The organism is Ruania albidiflava DSM 18029 (assembly GCF_000421225.1).
GTDB classification, from domain to species: Bacteria; Actinomycetota; Actinomycetes; order Actinomycetales; family Beutenbergiaceae; genus Ruania; species Ruania albidiflava.
In genome coordinates this window covers 82,238-101,649 of the sequence record NZ_ATWL01000011.1, presented here as the reverse complement: position 1 = coordinate 101,649, position 19,412 = coordinate 82,238, and the positions used below count along the sequence as shown (strand labels likewise).

Annotated in this window: 17 protein-coding genes; 10 read left to right on the top strand and 7 right to left on the bottom strand. The window is 68.1% G+C overall.

Translation table 11 applies throughout. The annotated features are described in order from the left end of the window. Positions 1-58: 58 nt before the first annotated feature. From ligD to K338_RS0113455, 3 genes are all read right to left on the bottom strand, one after another. Positions 59-1,081, bottom strand: coding sequence for a non-homologous end-joining DNA ligase (gene ligD, locus K338_RS0113465; protein WP_027286827.1), 1,023 nt, complete (start codon positions 1,079-1,081; stop codon positions 59-61). A gap of 165 nt (positions 1,082-1,246) precedes the next feature. Beyond that, positions 1,247-2,338 (bottom strand): aminotransferase-like domain-containing protein, encoded by a 1,092-nt coding sequence (locus K338_RS0113460; RefSeq protein WP_022918694.1) that lies wholly within the window; start codon positions 2,336-2,338, stop codon positions 1,247-1,249. A gap of 128 nt (positions 2,339-2,466) precedes the next feature. Beyond that, entirely contained in the window at positions 2,467-3,150 is a 684-nt protein-coding gene (locus K338_RS0113455) for a DedA family protein (RefSeq protein WP_022918693.1), read from the bottom strand. Positions 3,151-3,447: 297 nt separating this feature from the next. On the opposite strand from K338_RS0113455, the gene pheS reads away from it, so the two are divergent. Together pheS and pheT are read left to right on the top strand one after the other, a co-directional pair. Continuing rightward, positions 3,448-4,533 (top strand): phenylalanine--tRNA ligase subunit alpha, encoded by a 1,086-nt coding sequence (gene pheS, locus K338_RS0113450; RefSeq protein WP_022918692.1) that lies wholly within the window; start codon positions 3,448-3,450, stop codon positions 4,531-4,533. After that, the gene (gene pheT / locus K338_RS0113445; RefSeq protein WP_022918691.1) at positions 4,533-7,100 is read left to right on the top strand and encodes a phenylalanine--tRNA ligase subunit beta; all 2,568 of its coding nucleotides are present in this window, start codon (positions 4,533-4,535) and stop codon (positions 7,098-7,100) included. Before pheS ends, pheT begins: the two co-directional genes overlap by 1 nt. Positions 7,101-7,185: 85 nt before the next feature. Here pheT and K338_RS0113440 read toward each other — a convergent pair whose 3' ends face one another. After that, on the bottom strand, positions 7,186-8,172 hold the full coding sequence (locus tag K338_RS0113440; RefSeq protein WP_022918690.1) for a quinone oxidoreductase family protein: 987 nt from the start codon (positions 8,170-8,172) through the stop codon (positions 7,186-7,188). Positions 8,173-8,227: 55 nt separating this feature from the next. Next, positions 8,228-8,998 carry an alpha/beta hydrolase gene (locus K338_RS22690; RefSeq protein WP_022918689.1) on the bottom strand — a complete coding sequence of 257 codons (771 nt, stop codon included), beginning with the start codon at positions 8,996-8,998 and terminating at the stop codon, positions 8,228-8,230. A 59-nt stretch (positions 8,999-9,057) separates the two neighbouring features. On the opposite strand from K338_RS22690, the gene K338_RS0113430 reads away from it, so the two are divergent. Beyond that, positions 9,058-9,447: a YccF domain-containing protein gene (locus tag K338_RS0113430; RefSeq protein WP_022918688.1), complete on the top strand. Its 390-nt coding sequence runs from the start codon at positions 9,058-9,060 to the stop codon at positions 9,445-9,447. A gap of 30 nt (positions 9,448-9,477) precedes the next feature. Here the strand turns inward: K338_RS0113430 and K338_RS0113425 are convergent, their stop codons facing one another. Continuing rightward, on the bottom strand, positions 9,478-10,509 hold the full coding sequence (locus K338_RS0113425) for a LacI family DNA-binding transcriptional regulator (RefSeq protein WP_245542971.1): 1,032 nt from the start codon (positions 10,507-10,509) through the stop codon (positions 9,478-9,480). 472 nt (positions 10,510-10,981) lie between these two features. On the opposite strand from K338_RS0113425, the gene K338_RS0113420 reads away from it, so the two are divergent. Then, the gene (locus tag K338_RS0113420) at positions 10,982-11,953 is read left to right on the top strand and encodes an alpha/beta hydrolase (protein WP_245542968.1); all 972 of its coding nucleotides are present in this window, start codon (positions 10,982-10,984) and stop codon (positions 11,951-11,953) included. Here K338_RS0113420 and K338_RS0113415 read toward each other — a convergent pair. After that, positions 11,923-13,238, bottom strand: a protein-coding gene (locus K338_RS0113415; protein ID WP_138977299.1) for an IS3 family transposase whose coding sequence is annotated in 2 segments (ribosomal slippage) — positions 11,923-12,947 and positions 12,947-13,238 — 1,317 coding nt in all. Because the reading frame shifts where the segments join, the coding sequence is not laid out codon by codon here. The genes K338_RS0113420 and K338_RS0113415 overlap by 31 nt on opposite strands. A 62-nt stretch (positions 13,239-13,300) precedes the next feature. Here K338_RS0113415 and K338_RS22685 point away from each other — a divergent pair. The 6 genes from K338_RS22685 to K338_RS0113380 all read left to right on the top strand — a co-directional run bounded on the left by K338_RS22685 (position 13,301) and on the right by K338_RS0113380 (position 19,398). Further along, complete coding sequence (locus K338_RS22685) at positions 13,301-14,989, top strand: alpha/beta hydrolase (RefSeq protein ID WP_022918683.1); 1,689 nt, start codon at positions 13,301-13,303, stop codon at positions 14,987-14,989. A gap of 204 nt (positions 14,990-15,193) precedes the next feature. After that, positions 15,194-15,433 (top strand): hypothetical protein, encoded by a 240-nt coding sequence (locus tag K338_RS0113400; RefSeq protein ID WP_157612425.1) that lies wholly within the window; start codon positions 15,194-15,196, stop codon positions 15,431-15,433. 61 nt (positions 15,434-15,494) lie between these two features. Continuing rightward, a complete protein-coding gene (locus K338_RS0113395; RefSeq protein WP_051154820.1) occupies positions 15,495-16,826 on the top strand; it encodes an ISL3 family transposase in 1,332 nt (443 codons plus the stop codon). 168 nt (positions 16,827-16,994) lie between these two features. Next, entirely contained in the window at positions 16,995-17,648 is a 654-nt protein-coding gene (locus K338_RS0113390; RefSeq protein ID WP_211218237.1) for a hypothetical protein, read from the top strand. Next, on the top strand, positions 17,645-18,544 hold the full coding sequence (locus K338_RS0113385) for a carbohydrate ABC transporter permease (protein ID WP_022918679.1): 900 nt from the start codon (positions 17,645-17,647) through the stop codon (positions 18,542-18,544). The genes K338_RS0113390 and K338_RS0113385 overlap by 4 nt, the downstream gene beginning before the upstream one ends. After that, the gene (locus K338_RS0113380) at positions 18,541-19,398 is read left to right on the top strand and encodes a carbohydrate ABC transporter permease (RefSeq protein ID WP_022918678.1); all 858 of its coding nucleotides are present in this window, start codon (positions 18,541-18,543) and stop codon (positions 19,396-19,398) included. The genes K338_RS0113385 and K338_RS0113380 overlap by 4 nt, the downstream gene beginning before the upstream one ends. The last annotated feature ends 14 nt before the right edge of the window (positions 19,399-19,412 follow it).

Below are 19,412 nucleotides of genomic sequence, written 5' to 3'. Positions count from 1 at the left end.
ACTAGGTTATCAGCGCTGTGTGCGCTATGCTCGGAAAGCCACACTGAATAGAGGGGCGTTATTCGTTGGAATCACGCCGTTTGCGGCTGGGTTGAACACGTCGCGGCTCACCGGGCATCTTGGGGTATTCCGGGGGAAACGGCAGCTCGCCCAGGCCGCGGTCGACGTCCGCCTGCCACATCGCCAGCGCCGGTTCCAGGTGCCCGACCGCCTCGTCGATCCCGGCCCAGGCATCACCGCTGGAGGTGAGCAGGTCCGGCACAGTGCGCACAGTGAAGTCGCTCATCGTCACCTCGTCCAGGTCTTCCCAGCGCACCGGCATCGACACCGGCGCCCCGGGCAGCGGCCTGGGGGAGTAGGCGGAGGCGATCGTGCGGTCCCGGTTCACCTGGTTGAAGTCGACGAAGATCTTCTCCCCGCGTTCCTCCTTCCACCAGGCGGTGGTCACCAGGTCGGGCAGCCGCCGTTCGAGCTCCCGGGCGATCGCGATCACCCCGTGCCGCACGTCCAGGAACTCCAGGTCCGGCGCGATCCGGGAGTACACGTGCAGACCGCGGCTGCCGCTGGTCTTCACCCATGGCGTCAGGTCCAGCTCCCGGAGCAGGTCGCCCAGCGCCCGGGCGGCCTCCACGATGTCGGCGAAGGTGCGCCCCGGCTGGGGATCGAGGTCGATGCGCAGCTCGTCCGGGTTGTCGGTGTTCGCGGTGCGCACCGGCCACGGGTGGAAGGTGATCGTGTTCATCTGCACCGCCCACACAGCGGTGGCGACCTCGTCGATCACCAGCTGCGGGTGCTTGCGCCCGGAAGGGTAGGTGCACATCACGGTGCGGGACCACTCCGGTGCCCCGCGTGGCGGGTTCTTGGAGAAGAACTCCTCCCCGCCCACCCCGGCCGGGAACCGCTGCAGGGTCACCGGCCGGTCACCGAGCCCGCGCAGCAGTGCCGGCCCGGCAGCCACGGTGTAGCTGGCCAGGTCCCACTTGGTGATCCCCGGCCACATCTCCCGCTCCGGGGAGGAGATCCGGACCTGCCGGTCACCGTCGGGCCCGGGCACGTCCAGCATTCTCGCGGAGGAGGCCATGGCGCACACCCTATGCGCCCTGCGGCGCCGCGGGAAGATGCGGCCTGGTCGACGACCCCTGCGGCACGGGCGGATGTGCCCGGTGCGGCCCTGGGGTGACCACACTGCCCACAGCCACGAATGCGCGACGGCGAGCTTCCGCCGTCGCGCATTCGGAGGAGCTGCTCACAGGGAGCGGTAGGCCTCCGCGAGGCGCCGCACACCCTCGTCGATCTGCGCCGGGGTGACCCCGGAGTAGGCCAGCCGGATGGCGTTCTTCGCATCGTCGAGGAGGAAGTCGCTGCCCTTGACGATCTGCACACCCCGCTCGGCAGCGGCCGCGAACAGGGCGTCGCCGTCCACGTTCTCCGGAAGGGTGACCCAGAGGAAGTAACCACCCTCGGGCTCCACGAACTGCGCATCCGGGATGTGCTCGCGCAGGCCTGCGCAGAGCCGCTCGGCACGCTCGGCCAGCGCGGTCTTCACCGTGGCGATCGAAGTGTCGAAGGACCCGCCGCGGACGAACTCGTTCACGATCGACTGGGCGACCATGTTCGGGGAGATGTAGGTGCCGGTGGCCAGCTTGGCGATCGTCGCGATCACCTCGGCCGGGCCGACCAGGTAGCCCACCCGGATGCCCGGGCACACGGTCTTGGAGAACGAGGAGGCGTAGACCACCTCACCGGTGGTGGACAGCGACAACATCGTGGGCTGCCGCTCCCCGGAGAACCGCAGCTCCACGTACGGGTCGTCCTCGAAGATGGTGAACTCGTACTCGCGGGCCAGCGCCACCAGGGCGCGGCGCTTCTGCCCGGACAAGGAGTAGCCGGCCGGGTTCTGGAAGTTCGGGATCAGGTGCGCCAGGGACACCTTCGTGCCACCTGCCAGCAGTGCGGCCATGGCCTCCACGTCCACGCCGTCCTCGGCCAGCGGCACCGCCTGCAGGTCCGCGTCCCGGCCCTTGAGGGACAGCAGGGTGCGGTCATAGCTGGGCCGTTCCACCACCACGGTGTCGCCCGGCTGGACGAGCGTGTCGAACAGGAACGCGTCCGCCTGCATGGACCCGTTCGTGACCAGCACCTGCTCCTCGGCCACCCCGTGCCGTTCGGCGATCCAGGCGCGCAGCGGCTTGTACCCCACGGACGTGCCGTAGGCGAAGCTGCCGGCGGGGTCGTTGGTGAAGGCACGGTCGGCGGCGGCCTTGAGCCCCTCGACATCGATGATGTCCAGCGAGGGGGCGCCACGGGCGAAGGAGATCGGAGCGGGTTCTTCAGCCATGTGTTCCAGCGTAGCGGTCGACGGTGGAGCCTCAGAACGTGCCCCCACATCCGCGAACGCCCCGGTTCGCGGCCCGCGCCCGGCGTGTCGCCGCGAACCGGGGCGTTCGCGAGCAGTGGGGAGTCCGGTCAGGTCTCGGTGGGGGTCTCCTCGCGGCGTGCCCGGAGCAGCTTGCGCACCCGGACCACCACGAACCACAGGATCGCCGCTGCGATCACCCCGACCACGAGCTTGGACAGCACCCCGCTCCACCGCTCCAGCACGGGGTCGATCGCCGGGCCGAAGGCGAACCCCAGCCCGATCCACAGACCGTTCCAGATCAGTGAGCCGACCAGGGTGTACAGCGAGAACGGCCACAGCCGCATCCGCTCGATCCCCGCCGGGATGGAGATGAAGGAGCGCACCAGCGGCACGCACCGGCCGAAGAACACCGCCGCACCGCCCCAGCGGGCGAAGAACGCCTCGGCCTTGTCGAAGTCGGCGGTCTCCAGCAGCGGGACCTTGACGAAGATCCACCTGGTGCGTTCCCGCCCGAGCAGCGCGCCGAGCCCGTACCAGATCCAAGCACCGACGAGGCTGCCGAGCGTGGCGGCCACGATCGCCCACCACACGTTCATCCGCCCGTCCCAGGCGAGGAACCCAGCACCGGGCAGCACCGCTTCGGAGGGGATCGGCGGGAAGAACGTCTCGATCAGCACCGCCAGACCCACACCGACCTCACCGATCGTGGTCATCAACGACAGCACCCAACCGATGAACCCGTCGTACTCGGCGGCAGGCGCGACGACACCGCGCGCGATGGCAGGCAGCATGGGGGAAGAGGCTCCTCTGGTCGACCAGATCCAAGGCTCTCATGCACCCTGAGCCGGCCCTCGCCATCGGTGCGGCGATTCTGTGCAGGTGCGGTGACCGGGTGCGGGAGGTGGTGTGGGCGCACCCGGAACGGTGCCCGGAGCGGCTGTGGCAGGATGGGCCCATGCACGCCACGCGATTTACCTGGCCCGTCTGAGGGCCGGCGCGTGTGCGGCGATGGTTCGCCGCCGATCTCACTGCGCCCCGGGCGGGCACCCTAGACTCCCACTGGTCCACCGTTCGCCCGGAAGGTTCGCATGAGCACCTCTGATCACCCCGATCACCCTGACCAGCCCGACGTCCCCTCGCCCACCGATTCCGGCGCCGTCGGTGCTGCCCTGGAGGCCGGTCTGCAGGCTGTGGCCGCCGCCAGCAGCCTGGACGAGCTGAAGGCAGCCCGCATCGCCCACACCGGCGACAAGAGCCCCCTCGCGCTGGCCAACCGGGCCATCGGCACCCTGGAGCCCAGCCAGAAGGCCACGGCCGGCAAGCTGGTCGGCCAGTCCAGGGGTCGGCTGAACCAGGCGCTCGCTGCCCGGCAGACCGAGCTGGAGGCCGAGCGGGACGCCCAGGTGCTGCAGACCGAGGCGGTGGACGTGACCATCCCGGCCGACCGCCGTCGACCCGGGGCACGGCACCCGCTGGACACCCTCATGGAGGAGGTTGCCGACTTCTTCACCGGGATGGGCTGGGAGATCGCCGAAGGTCCCGAGGTGGAGCACGAGTGGTTCAACTTCGACGCCCTCAACTTCGGCCCGGACCACCCCGCCCGGCAGATGCAGGACACGTTCTTCGTGGCGCCCGGCGGCCCGGCCGCCTCGCCCGAGCACCTCGTGCTGCGCACGCACACCTCCCCGGTGCAGGCCCGCGCCCTGCTGGAGCGAGACCTGCCGGTCTACATCGCCTGCCCGGGCAAGGTGTTCCGGACCGACGAGCTGGACGCCACGCACACCCCGGTGTTCCACCAGGTGGAGGGTCTGGCCGTGGACCGCGGGCTGACCATGGCACACCTGCGCGGGGTGCTGGACCACTTCGCCCGCACCATGTTCGGACCGGAGGCCAAGACCCGGCTGCGGCCCTCGTTCTTCCCGTTCACCGAACCCAGCGCGGAGATGGACCTGTGGTTCCCCGCGAAGAAGGGCGGCCCGGGCTGGATCGAGTGGGGTGGCTGCGGCATGGTCAACCCGAACGTGCTCCGTGCCTGCGGGATCGACCCGGAGGAGTACTCCGGGTTCGCGTTCGGCATGGGCATCGAGCGCACCCTGATGCTCCGGCACGGGATCGAGGACATGCACGACATCATCGAAGGGGATATCCGCTTCTCGATGGAAGGAGCGCGCTGATGCCGCTGGTACCGATCACCTGGCTGCGCGAGCACGTCGACGTCCCGGCCGGCACCACTCCCGACCAGCTCGCGGCCGACCTGGTGCGGGTGGGCCTGGAGGAGGAGACCATCCACCGCGCCGGCGTCACCGGCCCGCTGGTGGTCGGCCGGGTGCTGGAGGTGGCGGGTGAGCCGCAGAAGAACGGCAAGACGATCAACTGGTGCCAGGTGGACGTCGGTCCGGAGCACGGGGCGGAGGGCGGCGCGCCGCGCGGGATCGTCTGCGGGGCGGACAACTTCTCCGCCGGCGACTCCGTGGTGGTCGCGCTCCCCGGTGCCGTGCTGCCCGGCGACTTCGCCATCTCCGCCCGGAAGACCTACGGGCACATCTCCGACGGGATGATCTGCTCCGCCCGCGAGCTCGGCCTCGGCGAGGACCACGAGGGCATCATCGTGCTCTCCGACCCGCCGGCTCCGGGCACCGACGCGATCGAGCTGCTCGGCCTGGGCGAGGAGGTGCTGGAGATCAACGTCACCCCGGACCGCGGCTACTGCTTCGCCATGCGCGGCATCGCCCGGGAGTACGCCCACTCCACCGGCGCCACGTTCACCGACCCGGCGCTGAGCACCCAGGTGCCGGAGTTCATGGTGGACGCGTTCGCGGTCACCGTGCACGACGAGCGGCCGGTCCACGGGGTGGGTGGCTGCGACCGGTTCGTGGCCCGGATCGTGCGCGACATCGACCCGACCGCGCAGACCCCCGGATGGATGGCCACCCGGCTGCGGCAGGCGGGGATGCGGCCGATCTCCTTGGTGGTGGACATCACCAACTACGTGATGCTCGACCTCGGCCAGCCGATCCACGCCTACGACCTGGACACCCTGGCCACTCCGATCGTGGTACGCCGCGCCCGCACCGGTGAGCAGCTGACCACCCTCGACGACGTCAGGCGCACCCTGGACGCCGAGGACCTGCTGATCACCGACTCCGCCGGAGGCCCCGCTGCTCGGATCCTTGGCCTGGCCGGGGTGATGGGCGGCGCCGAGACCGAGGTGAGCGCCTCGACCACCGCCGTGCTGGTGGAGGCCGCGCACTTCGACCCGGTCAGCGTGGCCCGCACCGCCCGGCGGCACAAGCTGCCCAGCGAGGCGGCCAAACGGTTCGAGCGCGGTGTGGACCCTGCCCTGCCGCCAGTCGCCGCGCAGCGGGTCGTGGACCTGCTGACCGAGCTCGCCGGCGGGGTGGCGGAAGAGGCTGCCACCGACCTGGACCGCACGAAGCCCCCGGCCCCGATCGAGCTGGACGCGGACCTACCGGGCCGGCTGGCCGGGGTGGACTACACCGCGGAGGAGGTCGCCGAGACGCTGCGTTCCTTGGGTGCCACGGTGACCCAGGTCGAGGTCCCGGAGGGCGGCCGACGTGCGCTGCGTGCCCCGCACCTGCGTGTGGTGCCGCCGAGCTGGCGCCCGGACCTGACGGTGCCGGCGGACCTGGTGGAGGAGGTGGTGCGGCTGCGCGGGTACGACCAGGTGCCCTCGGTGCTGCCGACCGCCCCGCCGGGTGGACGAGGGCTGACCCTGCCGCAGCGTCGGCGCCGCGCGGTGGCGCAGGCGCTGGCCGAGGCGGGTCTGGTGCAGGTGCTCACCTACCCGTTCATCGCCCCGTCCCGGCACGACGAGCTCGGCCTGCCTGAGGGCGACGACCGCCGGCGTACCGTGCACCTGGCGAACCCGCTGTCGGACGCCCAACCGGCGATGCGCACCAGCGTGCTGGACTCCCTGGTGGACGCGGCGGTGCGGAACATCGGCCGCGGGATGACCGACCTGGGCATCTACGAGATCGGTGCGGTCACCCGGCCCGACGGCGGAGCCCACCTCTCCCCGCTGCCTCCCCTGGGCGTGCAGCCCGCCGACGAGATCCTCGCGCAGGTGCGCGAGGCGGTCCCGGACCAGCCGGTTCTGGTGGCCGGCATCCTGGCCGGCAACCGGGTCCCGCCCGGGGTGCTCAGCACGGCCCGCGCCGCCGACTACGCCGACGCGATCGAGCTGGCCCAGCTGGTCGCCCAGCGGGCCGGGGCGCCGCTGCAGGTGGCGGCGGAGACCGACCGCGCACCGTGGCACCCGGGCCGGTGCGCCCGGCTGACAGTTGCCGACGGCACAGTGGCCGGTTATGCCGGTGAGCTGGCGCCGAAGGTCACCCAGGCGCTCGGGCTGCCGGCCCGGACGGTAGCCTTCGAGGTGGACCTGGACGTGCTGCTGGCGGCGGCGCCGACCGAGCCGACGCAGTACCGACCGGTGTCCACGTTCCCCGCGGCCAAGGAGGACATCGCCCTGGTGGTGCCCGCCGAGGTGCCCGCGGCCGAGCTGCTGGCCACTGTGCGGGAGGCTGGCGGGGAGCTGGCCGAGGAGGTGCGGCTGTTCGACGCCTACTCCTCGGAGTCGCTCGGCGAGGGCCGCAAGTCGTTGGCGTTCTCGCTGCGGATGCGCGCCCCGGACCGGACCCTGACCGCTGCCGATACCGCCGCGGTACGGGAAGCAGTGGTGAGGCTCGCAGCCCAGCGGTTCGGCGCCGAGCTGCGCAGCTGACCCCTTCCGGCCCGCGGGGGTGCAGTTGTGGTTGCGATCTGGCAATTCTGCGACCACAACCGCACCCTCGTGAGCTGCAGGTTGGTCAGGGAATGAGCAGCACCTTGCCGGTGGTGGTCCGCCCCTCCAGCGCCCGGTGCGCCTCGGCGGCGTCCGCCAGCGGGTAGCGGGCACCGATGCGCACGGCCAAGGCGCCGGTGCGGGCGGCGGCGAACACCGACCCGGCCCGGAACCGCAGCTCCTCCGGATCGGCGATGTAGTGCGCGAGCGTCGGCCGGGTGACGAACAACGACCCGGCCCGGTTCAGCCGTTGCAGGTCGAACGGCGGCACCTGACCGCTCGCCCCGCCGAAGAGCACCAGCATGCCCCGGGTGCGCACACTGGCCAGGGAGGCATCGAACGTGTCCTTCCCGACGCCGTCGTATGCGACATCCACCCCCACCCCGTGGGTGAGCTCACGCACCCGCGCTGGCAGCTCGGTGGTCAGGTCGTCCAGCTCGGTGTACCGGATCACCGCCCAGGCGCCGGCCCCGCGGGAGAGCTCCTCCTTCTCCGCCGTGGAGACAGTGGTGATCACCCGCGCCCCGGCGGCCACCGCGAGCTGGGTGAGCAGCAGCCCCACGCCGCCGGCACCGGCGGTGACCAGCACGGTCTGGCCCGGTTCCAGGGCGACCACACCGTCGACGAGCATCTGGGCGGTCATCCCCTGCAGGGCCAGGGCCGCGGCGGTCGGGGTGTCCAGAGCGTCCGGGACCGGTAGCGCCACAGCGGCGTCCACCAGCACCTGCTCGGCGTAGGAGCCGGTCAGGCTGCTCGCCCAGGCCACCCGGTCACCCTCGGCCACCTGGGTGACTCCCTCGCCGATGGCGGTGACCACCCCGGCGCCCTCCTGTCCCGGCACCAGCGGGAAGTCCATCGGGTAGACACCGCTGCGGTGGTAGGTGTCGATGAAGTTCACCCCGATCGCCTCGGTGCGCACCAGCACCTGACCGGGGCCGGGGTCCGGTGCGGGCCGCTCGAGGTACTGCAGGACGTCTGGGCCACCAGCCTGGGCTGCTTCGATCACGTGCATAGCACCAACCTACGCCGCCGCACCGTCCGCGTGCCGCCCGACCGGCCAGGTGCCACTATCCGACCGGGTGGACCCCGTGGCGCGCCAACCAGGCCAGCCAGGTTGCCGACCAGGACGCGACCGGTTCGGGCTCGCCGGCAGCCAGACCGAGACCGTGCCGGCCGGTCGGGTAGACGTGCAGCTCCACCTCAGCACCTGCGTCCCGCCACGCAGCGGCGGCCAGCAGCGAGTTCTGCACCGGTACCGCCTCGTCGTCGGCGGTGTGCCAGCACAGCAGCGGCGGCACTCCGGCATCGGCGCGCCGCTCCAGGCTCAGCCCGGCGGCCAGCTCCTCCGGGGCGTCCTCGCCGAGCAGGTTCAGCCGGGAGCCGATGTGCGTGCGGTGCACCAGCGAGGCCACCGGGTAGGCCAGGGTGAGCAGGTCCGGGCGGCGCACCGATGCAGGGTCCAGGCCCGCGCGGGCAGCCACCAGGGCACGTTCGGCGTCGGTGGCGGTGGCGGCAGTCCCGGCCAGGTGCCCGCCGGCGGAGAACCCGACGACCGCGAGCGGCCCGGTCACCACCCCGTGCACGCCGGCACGCAGGTCCGCCAACGCCAGCAGCACCTGCTCCAGTGCATCCGGGTGGCGCGCCGGGGCGACCGGGTAGTCCAGACTCCCCGCGGGGATGCCGTGACGGGCGAGGAAGTCCACCACGCCGGGACCCTCGTGGTCGGACCGGTGGGCGTACCCGCCCCCGGCGAGCACCAGCACGAAACCGGTGGCCCCAGCCTCGTGCAGCTCGGCGGCGCGCGGGTGGCGGTGCAGCGGTACGCGTTCGGTAGCCATGTCCGCCCAGAGTAGCGACGCAGGAGCAGCCCCGGGCAGCGGGCTCGTACACTGGGCCGGTGCGCACGGTACTGAACGTGGTCTGGCTCCTGCTGGCCGGGCTCGAGCTGGCGATCGCCTACGCGATCGCGGGCCTGATCTGCTGCATCCTGATCGTCACCATCCCGTGGGGCATCGCCTCGTTCCGGATCGCCGGGTACGTGCTCTGGCCGTTCGGCCGAGAGATCACCCGCCGCGCCGACGCCGGCCTCGGGTCGGCGCTCGGCAACATCGTCTGGTTCGTGTTCGCCGGCTGGTGGCTGGCGATCGGGCACGTGGTCACCGCGTTCCTGCTGGCCATCACGATCATCGGGCTACCGCTGGCGTGGGCGAACCTCAAGCTGATCCCGATCACGCTCACCCCGCTGGGCCGGCAGATCGTCGACACGCACCGGCCCTTCGCCTCCTGAGTGGCTTGGTGAGCCGGCCAGCGTGCAGTCCTAGGTGTCGAGCTCGCTGCTGAGATCACCGGTGGACTCCCTGGTGACGATGTGGAAGTCCGCTTTGTACAAGCGCGCCGGACGCCGGACTCCTTGGCCGCCCTCGATGCGCTCGATGAGCATCTCGACGGCCGTCCTGGCTATCTCGCCCCGGCCGGGATCGACGCTGGACAGGGAGGGGAGGGTGAAGCGGCCGGTGTCGATGTTGTCAAAGCCGATGACCGCGACGTCCTCCGGCACTCGGACACCTGCCTCGCCAAGAGCACGCAGAGCACCGACCGCGAGGGTGTCGTTGAGGGCGAAGAGCGCATCGAACTGCAGCCCCGAGGCAAGCAGCTCACGGGTAGCCTCGGCGCCGTTCTGTGGGTGCCACGGGGCGACCCGGCGCTCCAGCTGGGGCTCGTGCTCGATGCCTGCTTCGAACAAGGCCTGCCGGTAACCACGTATCCGCAGGTCTGCCGGGCGGATCTGGTTCTCTCGCCCGTCCGGGTGTGCTCCGACCACCGCGATGCGGTCCCGACCCCGGTCGACCAGGTGCTCGGTCGCGGCGCGTGCAGCGGAGACGTTGTGCATGGTGACGTGGTCCGTTGGGCCGCCGAAGATGCGCTCGCCGAGCAGCACTAGGGGAAAACCGACGTAGTCCAGCAGCTGCAGGTCCTCCGTACCCAACCGTTCGGGGCTGAACAGCAACCCGTCGGTTTGACGAAGCCCGTTGGTCAGCACGTCCACCTCGTGCTGACGGGTACCGCCGAGCTGGTCCACGATCACGCCGAGCCCGTGGTTCTCTGCGGCGGCGATGACGTCGTCGGCAAGCTCGGCGAAGTAGTTCTGGCGTAGCTCCGGCACTGCCAGGCCGATGACCCCCGTCCGTCCGGAGCGCAGACCGCGGGCGGAGAAGTTGGGCCGGTAACCGAGCTCTCCGATCGCTCGTTGCACTCGTGCTCGGGTCTCCGGGTGCACGTGCGGATGGTTGTTGACGACGTTGGAGACCGTCTTGCTCGACACCCCCGCCAATGAGGCCACGTCACGCATGGTCACGCCCATTTTCAGCTTCCCCGCTCTGCTCCGGCCGAGACGGCCATGCCTGGTGATACACAGCCCGGCCACCTGAACCGGCCCGGTGCGTCGACGGACACATCGCGATCGCTGCTGGGGACTCTACCGTCCCGTGGCGTTGTCACCACCGCTTGCCGGGCCGGGGCCGGCGCGGGGCACCGCTGGGTCTTGACAAGTTTGACGCGCCGCGCAACTATTACTCCTGTCGTTACTACGTGGTAAATGTGCAGGTCAGAATCATACAACGTAGTAGGACTGCCCATAATGAATGTGCAGATCGGGTGGTTCACCGTCCCCAGGCCTAGCGACTGGACGGGGGAGAGGCCTCACCGAAGAGGAGAGCGAGATGACACATGTCCCACTCAGAAGACGACGTCGGCCGCATTGGTCCAGACCTGTGGCTGCAGCGGGCGTCGGTGCACTGGTCGCTGTCGGGAGCGTGATGGTCGTGTCCACATCGGCCAGCGCCGCTGACGACTGGGTGATCATCGACGACGAAGGTTTTGCCACGTTCAACGTGCCAGTCGACGAGGTCGAGGACGCCGTCGGTGCCGACATCAGCCAGGTCGTGGCCGAGGGCAACTTCGGACCGTCCGCCAACTGGGCGGAGTTCGGCCTCTCGATCGATGGCGACATGGCGACCGGCGTCCTCGGGCCGCTGGAACCAGGCCTGTACTACTACCAGATCACGGCCGATGACCATCTGACTGTCAAAGACCCGACCAACCCGACGAGCGTCGCCTCTGAACCGGAATGGAGCACGCTCTTCGTCGAGGGCGAGAGTGCCGCTCTCCTGGCGGATGCCCCCGAGGCGGAGCAGGGCACCCTGACCGAGCTCACCTATCAGAGCTCAGTGGCTGGCGAGGAGCGTACCGCCCTGGCCTGGACCCCGCCGGACTACGATGCTGATCGGGCCGAGGCCTACCCGGTGCTCTACCTGCAGCACGGTGGTGCGCAGAGCTACCGGGACTGGGTCGAGGTAGGCCGCGCTGCGCAGATCTTCGACAACCTCTACGCCGCCGGGAAGATCCAGCCGATGGCCGTGGTCATGGGCAACGGCAACGTCTCGAACTTTGCCGACGAGCTGTTCCGCAACATCGCTCGGACCGCGGAACGGGAGCTCAACATTAGCGACGATCCCGCTCAACGTGCGCTGGCCGGACTTTCCATGGGCGGGGGCCAGACGTTCGACGTGCTGGCCAGCGACCCAGGAGAGTTCGCCTATGTCGGTACGTTCGGAGCCGGGAGGTTCAACGGACTCGACACGCTCCCTGTAGACGCCATCAACGCGGGTACCGACCTGTTCCGGCTCTATGTCGGCAATCCCACCGACATCGCGTACAACGACGTCTTGTTGCGCCCCGGGTCTGATGCAGGCTTCGTTGTCTGTCACCGCGCCCGGGTGAGCTCGGCGGGTTGATCGTAGCGCGTGGTCCAGTACACCTCCTCGGCCTCGGCTGGGGAGCGCTGGCCCAGCTCGCCGTGGACGCGGCGGTGGTTATACCAATCGATGTACTCTGCCACGGCGATCTCTACGTCGTTGATCGACTGCCAACCGCGTCCGCGTTTGAGCGGATTGTGGATCAGCTCGCCTTTGAACAACGAGTTGAACGCTTCGGCCATTGCATTATCGTAGGAATCGCCCCTCGATCCCACCGAAGCGACTGCCTCGGCTTCGGCGAGCCTTTCGGTATAGCGCACGGCACGGTATTGAACTCCGCGGTCGGAGTGGTGAACAAGTCCGGTGACGTCTTGACTGGCGCGCTTTCTGGACCAGATTCCCATTTCGAGGGCGTCGAGCGCGAGATTGGTATGCAGTGAGGTGGATACTTGCCAGCCGACAATTCTGCGGGAAAACACGTCGAGCACGAACGCGGCATATACCCAGCCGGAGAACGTGCGGATATAAGTGATGTCAGCAACCCACAGGAAGTTGGGCGCCTGGGCGCGGAAGGAGCGGGCCACCAGATCGCCCACCCCGGGCCCCTGACCGTCGCTGATCGTCGTCCTGGGGCGCTTACCGCGCCGCAGACCCTGCAGGCCCAGCTGGCGCATCAACCGCTCCACCGTGCACCGGGCCACCTCGATGCCCTCGCGACGCAGCTGGGCATGGACCTTGCGCACACCGTAAACGCCGTAATTCTGCAAATACACGCGACTGATTTCCTCCTTCAGTTCCTCATCGCGAATGGCGCGCGCCGACGGTAGGCGTTTCTTGGCGGCGTAATATGTTCTCGGAGCGATCTGCACACCGGCCTCATTCAGGACCCGACAAATCGGCTCGACCCCGAGCTTCTTACCTTCAATAACACGCCCGCGGTGAGTATCGATATATTCGATAACCACTGGGAGTGGCACCTCACGCTTGGACGTGTCTTTATCGGCTATTTGGTCTTGCGGTCGAGCTCCGCTGCGGCGAAAAAAGCCGCTGACGTGCGAAGTATTTCATTCGCCCTTCGCAGTTCGCGATTTTCTCGTTCTAATTGCGCGATTCGCTCATCGACCTCGGAGGGCACCCCGGGACGATGCCCGCCATCGACCTCCGCACGCTTGACCCAGCTGCGCAGGGCCTCGGGGTGGATGTCCAACTGGCCCGCGATCCGCCGGATCACCACCATGCGCTTACCCTCGGCCGCGATCGCCTCCAACGCCATCCGCGTGGCCCGCTCCCGCAACTCCTCGCTGTACTTCCGCTGTCTTGCCATGACTCCTCATCCTCCTGGAATCAGAGCCTGCACAGAACCCGGGGCGCAACATCTACCACGCGATGAATGCGTTGGACGAGGCTGGGGTCGAGTATGAGTTCGACGGCGCCAACCCTGACGCCGGGCACAACTGGAACGCGTGGCAGGAGAACCTGAGCGACTTTGCCCAGCGGCTGTTCCAGGAACCGCCCTTCACCGGGATGAGCCCGGGACACACCGCTATCGACGAACCGTTCGAGACCCCGGAGTCGGGAACCACGCCTACCCCGTGGGTGAGCGAGGGCGGCTTCGTCACCTTCGAGACCACTACGGACTTCGCCGACGCTGAGCACGTGACCGTGTGGGCGAACTGGGGCCCGAGCCACCTGTGGACCCGGGTCGAGCTCACGTCGGTCGGGGACCGCTGGCAGGGCACAGTGGGGCCGCTGGAGCCGGGCTGGTACCACTACCGGTTCATCATCGACATGGAATCGACGAAGGACACCAGCAACCCGACCAGCGTGACGAGCGAACCTACATGGAGCCAGTTCCTCGTCCCGGGGGAGAGAGCCAGGCTGGTCTCACCTGTGCCTGAGGGCGAAGGTGGCACGGTTCAGGAGATGAGCTACCCCAGCATCGTGGGTCAGGACCGCACCGCCCTGGTGTGGACACCACCCGGCTATGACGAGGCGCGGTCCGAGCCGTACCCCGTGTTCTACCTGCAGCACGGAGGGGGCCAGAACTACACGGACTGGCTGGAGATGGGGCAGGCGAAGAACATCCTGGACCACCACTTCATCGACGGGAACCTTGAGCCCATGGTGGTGGTGATGGGCAACGGGAACGTGGACGACTTCACCACCGAGCTGCTGGACAATATTGCCCCCGCTGCTGAGGAGCAGCTGAACGTGAGTGCCGAGCCGCAACGGCGTGCACTTGCCGGGCTGTCCATGGGTGGCGGGCAGACGATGCGCATCCTCACTGAGCGACCTGGTGAGTTCGGCTACGTTGGAGTCTTCTCCGCCGGATATTCCGGTGACGGGTCGGATCTCGATGTCGATGCCATCAACGACGGCACCACGCTGCTGCGGCTGTACAACGGCAACATCACGGACTTCACTTACGGCGGGGTCGTGAATGCGATGGAGGTCTTCGACCGCGCCGGGGTGGAGTACGAGTTCGATGGCTGGTTCGAGGGTCCGCATGGCTGGGACACCTGGCAGCATGACCTGACGGACTTCGCGCCACGCCTGTTCCGCACGTCCACGGCCGATGATTCAGATGGCATCGAGATCGAAGCTACGGTGCCGGAGGTGGCGGACGGCTACCTGTCCCTCAGCATCGCTGACGACGACACCGTCACCCTCGGTGAGGCGACCAACGCTGGTGATCGCCTCGTGATGAGCGGCACGTTGCCGACCGTCACGGTCACAGACTCACGCACCGAGGAGCAGGCTTCCGGAACCGGGTGGGCGCTAGCAGGCCGCGCATCGGACCTGGTCGGGGAACAGGGCTCGATCGGAGCCGACCACCTTGGCTGGACCCCGAGTCTCGTCAGTGAACGCGACGGGGTGACGGCAGGCCCTGATGTGCACAGCGTCCTGTCCGGAGGTGGCGGCCTGGCAGCGCCACAACGTCTGGCCGAGGCCACCCATGCGGGCCGGACCGGCTCGACGTCGGTCTCCTCCCAGGTCCAGCTGGAGGTGCCGGTCGACACCGAGCCGGGCTCGTACACGGGTGCGGTGACCGTCTCGCTGTTCCCGGTCGACTGACCTGTTCCGGGCTTGTGGTGCGGCGGTGCAGGGCCGCACCACAAGCCACCGGTGCCACGAGAGGACAACGAAGGACGCCGGATGAGATCGCTGAAGAGATGGGGCGCCACGATGCTGCTGACTGTTCTGTGTCTCGCGGGCGGGCCCGCGTCGACCGCGTGGGGAGATTCCGAGCCGGAGGACTCCGGTCGTACCACCTGGACGTTGCGCCCAGCACAGGACGAGGAAGCAGGTGACCGGATATCGGTCCGTCACGAGATCGACCCCGGCAGCAGGGTGACCGACGCCGTCGAGGTGCGGAACTTCGGGGCGGAGCCGGCAACCTTCCGGATCTACGCCAGTGACGGTGTGGTAGGGGACAGCGGAGCCTTCGATGTTCTGGGCTCTTCCGGTTTCGGAGTGCGTAGAGGGTCGTCGGTGACGGCGCTGGTGGCGGTGTGGTGAGCGGGCCTTGGGTGAAGATGGGGGTTCCTCAACCATTCCTCTCACACCCAAGGCCCTACCTGTGGAATCTACCTGCTGCCGCCCTGCTGGCTGCCGTGTTGCTGATGTCATCTGCCGCACGATCGAGCTCGGGTTGTCGATCACCGGCGCGCAGATCGGGGCCGGTGATGTGACCGTCATCGAGGCCAGGCCGGTCCAGGTACTCGGGTTCTGCCCGGGGTGTGGCGCCGAGGGGCGCCTGCGCGACCACATCATCCGGGAGCTGACTGACATTCCCGTGGCCGGTCATCCCACGAGGCTGCGGGTGCGGGTGCCACGGTTCGTCTGCGAAGGGGCCGAGTGTCTCCGTAAGGTGTTCCAGGCCCAGCTGGAGGCGGCCGAACCGGGCGCGAAGACAACTCGCCGGTGCCGTAAGTGGATCTTGGCCCGGTTGGCGATCGACAAGATGAGCGTGCGGGCCGTTGCCGCCGCGCTGGGGCTGGGCTGGGACCTGGTCAATGACCTGGCCGTGGACAGCGCACGCTCCCTGATCTACGACGACCCCTCCCATCTGGACCGAGTGCGCATCCTCGGGGTGGACGAACACTACTGGAAGCACGTGCGCGGGCAGGGCGAGGAGAACTTCGCCACCATCCTGGTCGACCTCACGCCAGCCATCGAGGGCTCCGGACCGGCCCGACTGCTGGATGTGCGCGCGGGCCGGTCAGCCAAGGTGCTCACGCAGTGGCTGGACGAACGCAGCGCCGCCTTCAGGGACCAGGTGCAGGTGGTGACCATGGACGGCTTCACCGGCTACCACAGCGCCACCAAGGCCTCACTGCCAGAGGCCACCCCCGTCATGGATCCGTTCCACACGGTCCAGCTAGCCGGCCAGAAGGTCACCGGCTGCCGACAGAGGTTGCAGCAGCAGATCCTGGGACACCGGGGCCGCAAAGACGATCTGCTCTACCGTGGCCGGCGCACCCTGCTGACCCGCCGGTCCCTACTGAACCAGCGCGGCATCGACCGCCTGGAGCGGTTGTTCAACCAACGCGAAGAGCACATCGCCCTGGAAGTGACCTACCTGGCCTACCAGGACATCATCACCGCCTACTCCCACCCGGATCGGCGCATCGGCAAGAAGCTCATGACCGCGCTGATCGACAAGCTCCGCAAGAGGCTGCCCGATGGGCTGGAGGAACTCGCCCAGCTCGGACGCACCCTATGGCGCAAACGCGACCAGATCCTGGCGTTCTTCGACCACGGCGGCACCTCGAACGGCCCTGTCGAGGCCATCAATGGTCGACTCGAGCACCTACGCGGGATCGCCCTCGGCTTCCGGAACTTCACCCACTACGTCCTGCGCTGCCTCCTGCACTCCGGCCAACTCGCCGCCCGCATCAACGCACTCTAATTCCGGAAGAGCCATGTTCTGCCCCCAGGGCAGGAGTCCACTGACAGCGGCCTGTGGGTCTCGTTCGCGGACACGCCACGTGTGGGCAGGCTGCAGACAGGACCCACAGGAGGGGTCGAGCTCGAGCTCGAGCCCGAGTCCTCGGCCGTCGTCCCATTCACGATCGCAGTGCCCGAGGACGCCGTCCCGGGAGACCACCCGGCGGGCCTCGTCGCCGAGCTGGTACCGCAGGAGAGCACCACTGTGCAGCTGACCTCACGGGTGGGCGTGCGCCTGCACCTGCGGGTGAGCGGAGAGGTTGAGGCCCTGGTGGTCCCTGAGGACGTCCAGCTGGACTGGTCGTCCGGCTGGAACCCGTTCACCAGCGGGTCGCTCCAGGTGCACTATCTGCTGCGAAACGCCGGGAACCTTCGGGCCGGAGCCGCCTCCGACATCGAGCTGGCCGGGCCGCTGGGCGCGCTGCCGGTGCAGGACGACGACCTCCGCAGGGAGATCCTGCCTGGCGAAGCTGTGCGTGTGGAGGCGGGTCTGCCGCTCTGGGGCCTCTTCTGGAGCGGTGGGCAGATCAGGGTGACTCCGGTAGCCGTCGGTGCGGACGAGGCTGCCGGGGCTCTTGCACCGACTACCACGGCCATCAGCCTCTGGACCGTTCCCTGGCCGCAGCTGGGCGCGTTGGTCGTCGCGGTGATCGCACTAGTGCTGTTCCGCAGGCACCGCCGCCGGACCGAAGCGGGCGTCCAGCGGCGCATCGATGCCGCCGTGGCCGCCGCGACAGGAGCCGCTACCCACGATCCGCAGGCCGAAGAAGAGGCAACGACATGAAGAAGATGCTCTACTCCCAGCGCCTCGCGCCGTACTTCTTCATCGCCCCCTTCGTCATCACGCTGCTTGGTTTCTGGATGTTGCCGCTGGGCCGCTCGATCATCATGAGCGCCCAGGAGGTGCTCTACGGTGATGCCACGTTCATCGGTGCGGACAACTACCAGAGACTGGTGCGAGACCGGGTGTTCTGGAAGTCGCTGTTCAACAGCATCCGCTACATGGTGCTCACCCTGATGCTGCTGATCCCGGTCCCGATGTTCCTGGCGGCCATCATCAACACCAGGATCGGCAGCCCACGGATCAAGAACTTCGTGAAGGCATCGTTGTTCGTGCCTGCCCTCACTTCTGTCGTCGTGGCTGGAATCATCTTCCGGCTGATGTTCGCAGAGACGGGCTCAGGGCTCATGAACCAGGTCATCGGCTTCTTCGGACATGGACCGGTCCGGTGGCTGCGTCAGGACATCCCCGGCCTCGTCGCGCTCCTGGCGCTGGCGATGTGGCGCTACACCGGTGTCAACGTCATGTATTTCATCGCTGGCATGCAGGCGATCCCCGAGGACTACTACGAAGCGGCCTCGATCGACGGCGCAAGCAAGATCCAGCAATTCTTCCGGATCACTGTGCCGAACCTGAAACCCACCCTGGTGTACGTCACCACGATCAGTGTGTACGGCGGGTTGGCGATGTTCCTCGAGAGCTTCATGCTCTACGCCGGCAACAACTCTCCGAACAACCAGGGCCTCACGCTCGTGGGCTACCTGTACCGCAAGGGGATCCAGGAGAACGACCTGGGCTTCGCCTCGGCAGTGGGTGTGGTTCTTCTCGTGCTCATCATGACGATCAACATCACCCACCTGACCCTTACCGGCACGTTCAAGAAGGAGGAGAGCCGATGAGTCGCCCGCGGGAGAAGTATCCGCTGCCGCGCGGACTGTTCGTCGGCGTGCACACCACGTTCCTGGTGCTGATCGCGATAATCGTGCTGGTGCCGCTGGCATCCATCTTCGTCGGGACGTTCCAGGACGGCAACGACGTGATACGCAACGGGATCTCGTTCGATGTCGACCTCGCAGCACTGTCGTTCGACAACTACGTGATGCTGTTCACCGACTCCGGACTGTACTTCCGCTGGTTCCTGAACTCATTCCTGCTGACTGCGGCCCAGGTCGCAGGCACCTTGCTGGTCAGTTCGTTCGTCGCCTACGGCTTCGCGATGTACGACTTCAAGGGACGGAACGTCGGCTTCATCGCCGTGCTGCTGCTAATGACGGTGCCGTTCGAGATGATGATGTTGCCGATGTATGTGATGGTCAACGACCTCGGTCTGGCTGACACCTACATCGTGGTCGTCCTGCCTTTCCTGGCGGCGGCGGTCACCATCTTCTTCTTCCGGCAGTACTTCTTGGGAGTTCCGAAGGAGCTCCTGGAGGCAGGCCGGGTCGATGGCGTGACCGAGTTCGGCATCTTCTTCAAGCTTGTGCTGCCGATCTCCAAGCCAGCGGTCGCGGCCATGGCCATCCTCAACGGGATGATCATCTGGAACAACTTCCTCTGGCCGCTCCTGGTGCTGCGTTCCGCTGAGAAGTTCACGCTTCCGATCGGGCTCAACACACTGCTGACTCCTTATGCGAACAACTATGAGCTGCTCATCATCGGGGCGTTCTTCTCCCTCATTCCGATATTGGTGCTCTTCCTGCTGTTCCAACGCTTCTTCGTCGCCGGCATGACCGCCGGGGCGCTCAAAGGTTGATGACGACCGCAACA

Excerpts from the sequence above, each read along its gene's own strand:
- ligD (WP_027286827.1), bottom strand. The coding sequence starts at position 1,081 with ATGGCCTCCTCCGCGAGAATGCTGGACGTGCCCGGGCCCGACGGTGAC.
- K338_RS0113460 (WP_022918694.1), bottom strand. The coding sequence starts at position 2,338 with ATGGCTGAAGAACCCGCTCCGATCTCCTTCGCCCGTGGCGCCCCCTCG.
- K338_RS0113455 (WP_022918693.1), bottom strand. The coding sequence starts at position 3,150 with ATGCTGCCTGCCATCGCGCGCGGTGTCGTCGCGCCTGCCGCCGAGTAC.
- pheS (WP_022918692.1), top strand. The coding sequence starts at position 3,448 with ATGAGCACCTCTGATCACCCCGATCACCCTGACCAGCCCGACGTCCCC.
- pheT (WP_022918691.1), top strand. The coding sequence starts at position 4,533 with ATGCCGCTGGTACCGATCACCTGGCTGCGCGAGCACGTCGACGTCCCG.
- K338_RS0113440 (WP_022918690.1), bottom strand. The coding sequence starts at position 8,172 with ATGCACGTGATCGAAGCAGCCCAGGCTGGTGGCCCAGACGTCCTGCAG.
- K338_RS22690 (WP_022918689.1), bottom strand. The coding sequence starts at position 8,998 with ATGGCTACCGAACGCGTACCGCTGCACCGCCACCCGCGCGCCGCCGAG.
- K338_RS0113425 (WP_245542971.1), bottom strand. The coding sequence starts at position 10,509 with ATGCGTGACGTGGCCTCATTGGCGGGGGTGTCGAGCAAGACGGTCTCC.
- K338_RS22685 (WP_022918683.1), top strand. The coding sequence starts at position 13,301 with ATGAATGCGTTGGACGAGGCTGGGGTCGAGTATGAGTTCGACGGCGCC.
- K338_RS0113385 (WP_022918679.1), top strand. The coding sequence starts at position 17,645 with ATGAAGAAGATGCTCTACTCCCAGCGCCTCGCGCCGTACTTCTTCATC.
- K338_RS0113380 (WP_022918678.1), top strand. The coding sequence starts at position 18,541 with ATGAGTCGCCCGCGGGAGAAGTATCCGCTGCCGCGCGGACTGTTCGTC.